Genomic DNA, 7,463 nt, shown 5'->3' with positions numbered 1-7,463 from the left:
TGACCGAACAGCGCGGCTCCGGCCGGACGGGCCAGGAACCCGATCGCAAACGTGGACAGAGCGAGCAGGGTGCCGGCTCCGGCCGCGGCGGCCGGGAAGAAGAGCTCGTCGAAGGCCAGCGCCGCGACCGTTCCGTAGACGATGAAGTCGTAGAACTCGAGTGTCGTCCCGATCGTGCTGGCGAGGACAACCTTCCTCGGTGCCGAGCCCGCCATCACGGCATTCCGGTTTTGCTGCCGGGAATCCAGGTGTTGTTCGTTGGCCATGCCAGGTCTCCTCATTGAGTACCTTCGCCGGGTGGTGAGCAGCACAGCTCCGCCCGCTGACAGCTGTGAGGTGTACGGGAACGGCCGGCGCCTCAGTTCGGCAGCCGGTTGTCCGCGAAGCTGGTGGTCCCGAGGCCGGGGTTCTTGAGCGAGCCGAGGAGCTGCCCGGCCGAGTGCGCCATCAGCCGGTCGATGGTGCGCTGGATCAGCCCGGCGTCCCGGGACCGGATCGCGTCCACGATGACCAGGTGGTCCTCGGTCGACATCAGCGGCGCGACGATGGACTCGCCCATTCCGGAGTGGACGCTGTCCATCTGGCCGACGAGCAGCTCCCAGCTGTGCACGAGCGTCGTGTTTCCGGAACTGCGGCACAGCTCGCGGTGGAACTCGATGTCGACGCCGATCCGCTTCACGAAGGGTTCCGCCCTGGCCCGGTGCATCGCGTCGACGAACTCCTCGAGCCGGTCGGCGTGTTCGGCCCAGCGCGGTGACCGGGCGATCGCCATCGCCGCGCGGCCCTCGAGAGCGGCGCGGACCTCGTAGACGCCGGTGATCTCCTCGGCGTTCAGCTGCCGGACGAAGGTGCCGGTCCTCGGCTGGTGCACGACGAGCCCGCGCTCGTGCAGCTCCCGCAGCGCCTCGCGCACCGTGCCGCGGCTGACCGAGAACCGGGCGCTCAGGGCCGTCTCCACCAGTGGCGTGCCCGCCCGGAGGTGGCCGGCGGCGATCTCCGAGCGCAGACTGTCGACGACCTGCTCCCGCAGGGTGCGCCGCTCCAGGACGCCGCTCATGGGACCGTCGCCCTCGGGCCGGGCTCCGCCGTGCCGTTCGCACCAGCGAAGTACGCGCTGCCGGGATCGGCGCTGTAGCTCTTCTCCGCCGACCACCCGCCGTCGACCGCCAGAACAGCACCGGTGACGAACCCGCTCCCCGCTCCGGTCAGGAAGTCGACGGCCGCGGCGACGTCGCGGACCGTGCCGGCCGCTCCCAGGGGTACGACCGCCGAGAGCGAGGACACGAACCCCTCATCGGCGAAGTACCCTTCCGTCATCGGGGTCCTGATCGTTCCGGGCGCCACAACGTTCACCCTGATGCCGTACCTGGCGAGATCGGTGGACAGGTTCTTCGACAACCCGATGACACCGTGCTTGCTCGCCGAATACGCGGGCCGGCTGCTGATGCCGACCAGCCCCGCGACCGAGGCGATGTTCACGATCGACCGGGGTGCGGCATCGCGGCGCCGGGCGACTCTGACGGCGAACTCCCGGCAGGTGAGGAAGGTCCCGGTCAGATTGACCTCGATGACCTCGCGCCACTGCGCGACCGAGATCCGCACGACATCGACGATCTCGCGGACGCCGCCGCTGTTCACCAGGGTGTGCAGACCACCGAGTTCCCGCTCGGCGCTCTCGAACGCCGCGCTCACCGAGGTCTCCGAACGGAGATCGCACCTGAGCCCCAGGTGGCGCTGGCCCATTGTCGAGGGCAGGCTCTGCGCGACCTCCGTGGCCGCCCGGTGGTCCACATCGAGTACGGCCACCCGGTCGCCGCGTCCCGCCAGCGCTTCCGCGATCGCCCTGCCGATGCCGCCGGCACCGCCGGTCACCAGGGAAACCCGTTGCTCGTCGCCGCTCACAGCCGACCCTCCAGATCGAACTCCTCCGCGCCGAGAATCCGTTCGTAGTCGCCGAGCGGCATCAGCAGGTCGCCGACCCCGCGGGTCGATCCCTCGGTCTTGATCGATCGCAGCACCGTGCGCGCCGCCTGGGCGTAGGCCAGGGTCGTCGACAGGCACATGATCACCATTTTGTACCCCAGCTCGCTGAGTTCCTCGGTGCTCCTGACCGTCCAGGGCCAGATCTCGAAGGCGTCGAACAGCAGAGGAATGCCGGGCAGCAGTTCCGGCAGGGCCCGGACCTGCTCCTCCGAACCCACGTCTTCGACCATCACCAGGTCCGCCCCGAGCTCGGCGAACGCTTCGGCCCTGCGGACCGCCTCGTCGAGGTCGCCCAGGGCGAGTGCGTCGGTCCGCGCGATGATCACCATCTCCGGATCCGTGCGCGCGGCCAGCGCCGCCCGGAGTCGTGCCACCGCGTCGTCGAACGGCACGATCCGCACACCACCCATGGCACCGCACCGCTTGGGCAGGTCCTGGTCCTCGATATGGATCGCGGCCACCCCGGTGTGCTCGAACTCGGTGACCGTCCGGGCGACCGCGTGGGCATCGCCGTAGCCGGCGTCCGCGTCGGCCACGACCGGTATCCGCAGTGAGCTCGCGACCCAGCGGGCTCGCTGGGTCATTTCCGACAGGCCGGCGAGGCCGATGTCCGGCCGGCCGAGCAACCCGGCTGAGGCGGCGTTGCCGGAGAGGTAGACAGCGTCGAAACCCTCGTCCTGCGCGATCCGGGCGGCGAGCGCGTCGTGGCAGCCGGGCGCCACGACGCAGCCCCGCTCCGAAAGCAGCTCTCGCAACCGCAGACGCACCTCCGCCGTACCGGGGTGTGAGCGGGTGACTGTCCTCATCATGGAGGTAAAAGTGACCGACAGCCGATCCATGGTCAACGGTCGATTGTCCGACAATGGGCAACCCGCGGGTAACCGCTGGAGAGCAAGCAGGTGCGGTTCGGGCCGTGGACATGTTTGTCACAGTGGCCTGCTTCGGCGGGTGCCGGCTCGACAAAGCCAAAAGATCAAGTCACGACCGCCCATAAACAAACATGACAGGAGCCTCTCGCTCTCTAAAGTTCGATTGGATTGATCAGTACAAACCCTTGCGCATGGCGCCCCGTGCGTGGTTTTCTCCCTGACGCAGCGCACATCTACCCAGCTCGGAGGTGCCAATGAACGGACAAGGTGCGACGTCTCTAAAGTCTCAGCTCAAGGAAGGCGGAAGCCGCCGATGAGCACGCCAGAAGCAGAGACCGGGGTGAAGGCGTCCGAGCGCGACATCGTCCAAGTCGCCTCGGTCGCAATCGCCGCGAACAGCATCGAGTACTACGACTTTTTCATCTACGGCACCGCTGCAGCGCTGGTCTTCCCTGCCGTGTTCTTCCCCGAGCAGAGCGCGATGATGGGAGTGTTGCTGTCGTTCGCGACGTTCGGCGTCGGCTTCATCGCCAGGCCACTGGGCGGAGTGGTATTCGGGCACTTCGGAGACGTCATCGGGCGAAAAAAGACACTCGTGGTCGCGATGGTGATCATGGGCGTGGTGTCGACGATGATCGGTCTGCTGCCCAGCTACGCGGCGATCGGCACGGCGGCACCCATCCTGCTGGTCGCGCTGCGGTTTCTGCAGGGATTCTCCCTCGGTGGGCAGATGGGCGGCGTAGTGTTGTTCGCGGTGGAGAAGGCCCCACCTCATCGCCGCGGCCTCTACGGCAGCTTGACCGCGCTCGGCTCGCCGGGCGGCATCCTGCTCGCCAACCTCAGCTTCATCGCCGTGACAGCGACCGTCTCACCTGCGGCGCTGATGAGCTGGGGCTGGCGGATTCCCTTCATGGCCAGCATGCTGCTGGTGGGGCTGGCGCTGTACCTGCACTTCAAGATCGAGGAAACCCCGGCCTTCCAGCGGCTGCGGGAGGCCGAACAGGGCAAGGCGTCCACCGAAGCGCCGGCCCGGCCGACGCGTTCGCCGGTGCTGACGGTGTTGCGTCAGTATCCGCGAGAGATCGCGCTGACCGTGGGCACCTACCTCGGTATCAACATGACGTACTACGTCCTGGTCGCATTTGTGATTTCCTACGGGAGCAATCCCACGTTCCTCGGGCTGTCGAAGGGCACGCTGCTCGGCGCGGTCCTGATCGGTTCGACGGCCCAGGCCGTTGGATTGCCACTGGCCGGCGCGCTGTCCGACCGGGTTGGGCGCCGCCGCGTCATGATGACCGGGGCAGGCGGACTCGCAGTGTTCTCCTTCGCGTTCTGGCCGCTGGTGAACACCGGATCCTTCTGGCTGATCACGCTCGCCATGCTGGTCTCACTGGGGCTGCTGCACAGCTTGATCTACGCCGTCCAACCGGCCTTCTTCGCGGAGACCTTCCCGACCGAGCTGCGGTACTCCGGGGTGTCCCTGGGGATTCAGATCGGCGCTGTCCTCGGCGGCGCCTTCGCGCCAATGATCGCCACCGCACTTCTCATGCGTTTCGGTACGATCAGCATCGCAATCTATATGGCGGTGGCGTGTCTAATCACATTGTTCTCGGTGTGGAAGCTGAAGGAGACGCGCACCGTCGACAGTTTGGCAGATCTACGCATTTCCTCTGCCAAGCAGCCAGCCGCGGAAACGGCGTGAGTTCGTATTCGAGTGAGAGTGTCCGTTGACGGTCGGGCATGAACCGGCCGATTTACCGCCCGCTCCCGCCGAACGGTTCGACTACGTCCCGCTGGAGCGGGTACGGTTCGGCCCCAAGGCCGATCGAGTCGCTCGGCGCGGAGTATTTCGCTCAGAATCCCCGGCGTCGTCCTTGCCTCCTCATAGAGCGTCTACGGCAGGGTTTCCCGTAGCCCTGCCTCGAAGGCTACGGCTGCGGTCTGGCCCGGTCCCCTCGGGACGGGCTCAGCTCGGTTCAGGAACACCACCCCGCCGGAGGCTCGTCTCGACCGTGTTCCACAACCTCTGACCGAACGCCTGGGCCAGGGAGGCCAAGGAATGCGAACCGGACGCCAGGAACCATGAGGGCAGGATGACCGACGACGACATCGTGGGGCGGCTGATGCGCGAGGACGGCTGAGGTCGAAACTCAAGTTGACAGAGCGTTTCGTGCTGGCGGGGTGTTGGGTTCGAGGTTCAGGTGTTGCACCAGTTCGGGGTGGATTCGCGGGTAAGTCGTCGGCTTATGAGGTCGACCATCGCGATGTGGATTATGGCGTCGGAGCGGTGGGAGTGGGTTTCGTAGTCGCGGGCGAGGCGTCGGTGGTGCATGAGCCAGCCGAAGGTCCACTCGACATCCCAGCGGCGGGGAATCACCTTGAATCCCTTGACGCCACCCGTCGACACCACGGCGGCGTGCGCCTGACGGGTGGAGCTCCCTCGGGTAGGCGTGGGTGCAGCGGGCGACGAGGGACTGGACCAGCCACATCGCGCCCCGAGCCGAGGACCTCAACCACAGGAAGTGGGTGTAGCTCTTCCTGAGTGGGATCTCCTGGTGATATCGATTCGGTCGGCCTCCCTTGTTCGTTTCTGCACGCCGTTCCTCTACGCTTGAGAAGGTCGTCAACTATCGCATGACATCTGCCCGGTGATGGAGTCGGCGTGGGGTGCGCGTCCCCGCTCCGTGCCACTACTGCCTGAATGGGCGCTTGCCCTCGGCGCGTTTGCGGTCGTAGAACCGGCGCGACTCCTCGCAGTGCCGGATGCTGAACAACGTCGAGATGTAGAAGACGCGTTGGAGGCGGCGGTTGTTTCGCTGAGGACGTCGCAGGTTACCGCTGATCTTCCCGGAATCGCGGGCACCGGGGCGACGCCGCCGAAGCCGGCGAGACGGTCGCGGTGCCGAAGACCGTCATGTCGCCGCCGGTGGCGGCCAGGAACTCGGAGCCGAGGATGGTCCCCAGGCCGGGCATGCTCGTGATCACCTCAAAGGCGCCGTGGTCGCGAAACCGGGCCTCGATGGCCTTGTCGAACTCGGCGACCTGCTGGTTGAGGGCCATCACCTCCTTGGCCAGCGTGTGCACCAGTCCGGCGGCCAGTTTCTCCCCGGGCAGGCTGGTGTGCTGTCGCTCGGCGGCCTGGACGGCGATCTCGGCGAGCCGGTCGGCGCGGACGACGTGGCGGTTGCGCAGCCAGGTCCCCAGCCGTTTGTTGCCTGTCCGGCGGATGGCCGCGGGGGTCTGGTAGCCAGTCAGCAGGGTGAGCGGGCCGGTGTTGGTGAGATCCAGCGCCCGTTCCAGGCCGGGAAAGATGCCGGTGAGTTGGGCTCGCAGACGGTTGACCGTGCGGGTGCGGTCGGCGACCAGGTCCATGCGCCGGCCTGTGAGGATCTTGAGGTCGGTGACGGTGTCGTCACCGGCGCGTAAGGGGTGCAGGTCGCGGCGGACGCGGACCTGGTCAGCGTGGCGGGGACGATCGCTTCCAGGTGCCGGTGCAGGGCCACCGGTACTGGCCCCTCGGTCGGGCGCACCTCGTCAAGGACGCGTTTGGTGGAGTCGAGTTTGGCCTGGTGTCCGCAAGAAAGTCAGACGCGCGTGGAGACGGGCAGCATTCTCGCCCTCTCCGGCGGGCGCAAAGGGACCTCCGCCCGGCAGCTCAGGAGCGCAGCAGGATTGGGCAAGAGGTCGGGAGGATCTTTCTTTTCGCGAGTGCGGCGACACGGTTGCCTTGAGGTGTCACTTTCCGTACGGAGCCTTCAGGCTCCGGATGCCCAGGAGGCACGACAGATGAAGGTAGCCGTCGTCACCGGCGCGAGTTCCGGCATCGGCCAGAGCACGGCCGTCCAGATCGCCAAGCGCGGGTCCGGTGTCATCCTGACCTACAGCTCCAACGAGCAGGGCGTCAAGGATACCGTCCGCAAGATCGAGCAGTTGGGCGGCACCGCCGTGGCGCTACACCTGAACATCGGCGACGCGGCAGGCTTTCCTGCCTTTCACGAGGCCGTGGCTGACGCGCTGCGCGAGACCTTCGAGCGGGGCTCCTTCGACCATTTGATCAATAATGCGGGTTTCGCCGGGATGGCGTTGATCGAGGAGACCACTGAGCAGGAATTCGACAAGCTCACCGACGCCCTGTTCAAGGGCCCTTTCTTCCTCACCCAGACCCTGCTGCCGCTGCTGACCGACGGCGGCGCCATCGTTAACCTGACCAGCAACTCCACGCTGCCCCACGTGACTGCGCCCGGCTACTCCGTCTACGCGGCCCTCAAGGGCGCCATGGTGGTCCTCACCCGGTATATGGCCAAGGAGTTCAGCGCTCGCGGCATTCGCGTCAACTCCGTCGCCCCTGGCGCCACCCGCACCCGCTTCGCCGATGATGCTTTCGCAAAGAACCCTGAGATCATTCCGGACCTGGCGAAGACGTTCGCGCTCGGGCGGATCGGCGAACCCGACGACATTGGCATGGTCATCGCCATGTTGGTCTCCGAGGAGGGGCGCTGGATCACCGGCCAGGATATTGAAGTCTCAGGCGGCCAGAACCTCTGACCAGGCGCCCGCGATAAACCACCGAGAGCACGGCCCTCCCCCACGCCGGATCCATTGCTGCCACCC

General features: G+C 66.7%; 5 protein-coding genes and 3 pseudogenes. 2 read left to right on the top strand and 6 right to left on the bottom strand.

Annotation, left to right across the window (positions count from 1 at the left end; genetic code table 11):
• The 4 genes and pseudogenes from ACTWQJ_RS42575 to ACTWQJ_RS42560 form a co-directional block, all read right to left on the bottom strand.
• A pseudogene (locus ACTWQJ_RS42575) lies at positions 1-266 on the bottom strand (MFS transporter); the annotation flags it as partial.
• Positions 267-358: 92 nt separating this feature from the next.
• Complete coding sequence (locus tag ACTWQJ_RS42570; RefSeq protein WP_443311774.1) at positions 359-1,057, bottom strand: GntR family transcriptional regulator; 699 nt, start codon at positions 1,055-1,057, stop codon at positions 359-361.
• A complete protein-coding gene (locus tag ACTWQJ_RS42565; RefSeq protein WP_443311773.1) occupies positions 1,054-1,902 on the bottom strand; it encodes an SDR family NAD(P)-dependent oxidoreductase in 849 nt (282 codons plus the stop codon). Before ACTWQJ_RS42565 ends, ACTWQJ_RS42570 begins: the two co-directional genes overlap by 4 nt.
• The gene (locus tag ACTWQJ_RS42560) at positions 1,899-2,792 is read right to left on the bottom strand and encodes an isocitrate lyase/PEP mutase family protein (RefSeq protein WP_443311772.1); all 894 of its coding nucleotides are present in this window, start codon (positions 2,790-2,792) and stop codon (positions 1,899-1,901) included. Before ACTWQJ_RS42560 ends, ACTWQJ_RS42565 begins: the two co-directional genes overlap by 4 nt.
• Before the next feature lie 373 nt (positions 2,793-3,165).
• On the opposite strand from ACTWQJ_RS42560, the gene ACTWQJ_RS42555 reads away from it, so the two are divergent.
• Entirely contained in the window at positions 3,166-4,554 is a 1,389-nt protein-coding gene (locus ACTWQJ_RS42555; RefSeq protein ID WP_443311771.1) for an MFS transporter, read from the top strand.
• A gap of 495 nt (positions 4,555-5,049) precedes the next feature.
• Here ACTWQJ_RS42555 and ACTWQJ_RS42550 read toward each other — a convergent pair.
• Positions 5,050-5,241 (bottom strand): annotated as a pseudogene (locus ACTWQJ_RS42550) (IS5 family transposase); the annotation flags it as partial.
• A 316-nt stretch (positions 5,242-5,557) separates the two neighbouring features.
• A pseudogene (locus tag ACTWQJ_RS42545) lies at positions 5,558-6,314 on the bottom strand (transposase); the annotation flags it as partial.
• Between the two features lie 324 nt (positions 6,315-6,638).
• On the opposite strand from ACTWQJ_RS42545, the gene ACTWQJ_RS42540 reads away from it, so the two are divergent.
• On the top strand, positions 6,639-7,397 hold the full coding sequence (locus ACTWQJ_RS42540) for an SDR family NAD(P)-dependent oxidoreductase (protein ID WP_443311770.1): 759 nt from the start codon (positions 6,639-6,641) through the stop codon (positions 7,395-7,397).
• Positions 7,398-7,463: the final 66 nt, after the last annotated feature.

Source organism: Streptomyces sp. KR55, from assembly GCF_052245645.1.
In the GTDB taxonomy this organism is placed as follows: Bacteria; Actinomycetota; Actinomycetes; order Streptomycetales; family Streptomycetaceae; genus Streptomyces; species Streptomyces flavusporus.
Note: the sequence above shows the minus strand (reverse complement) of the source record. Positions and strands in the feature narration are given on the sequence as shown.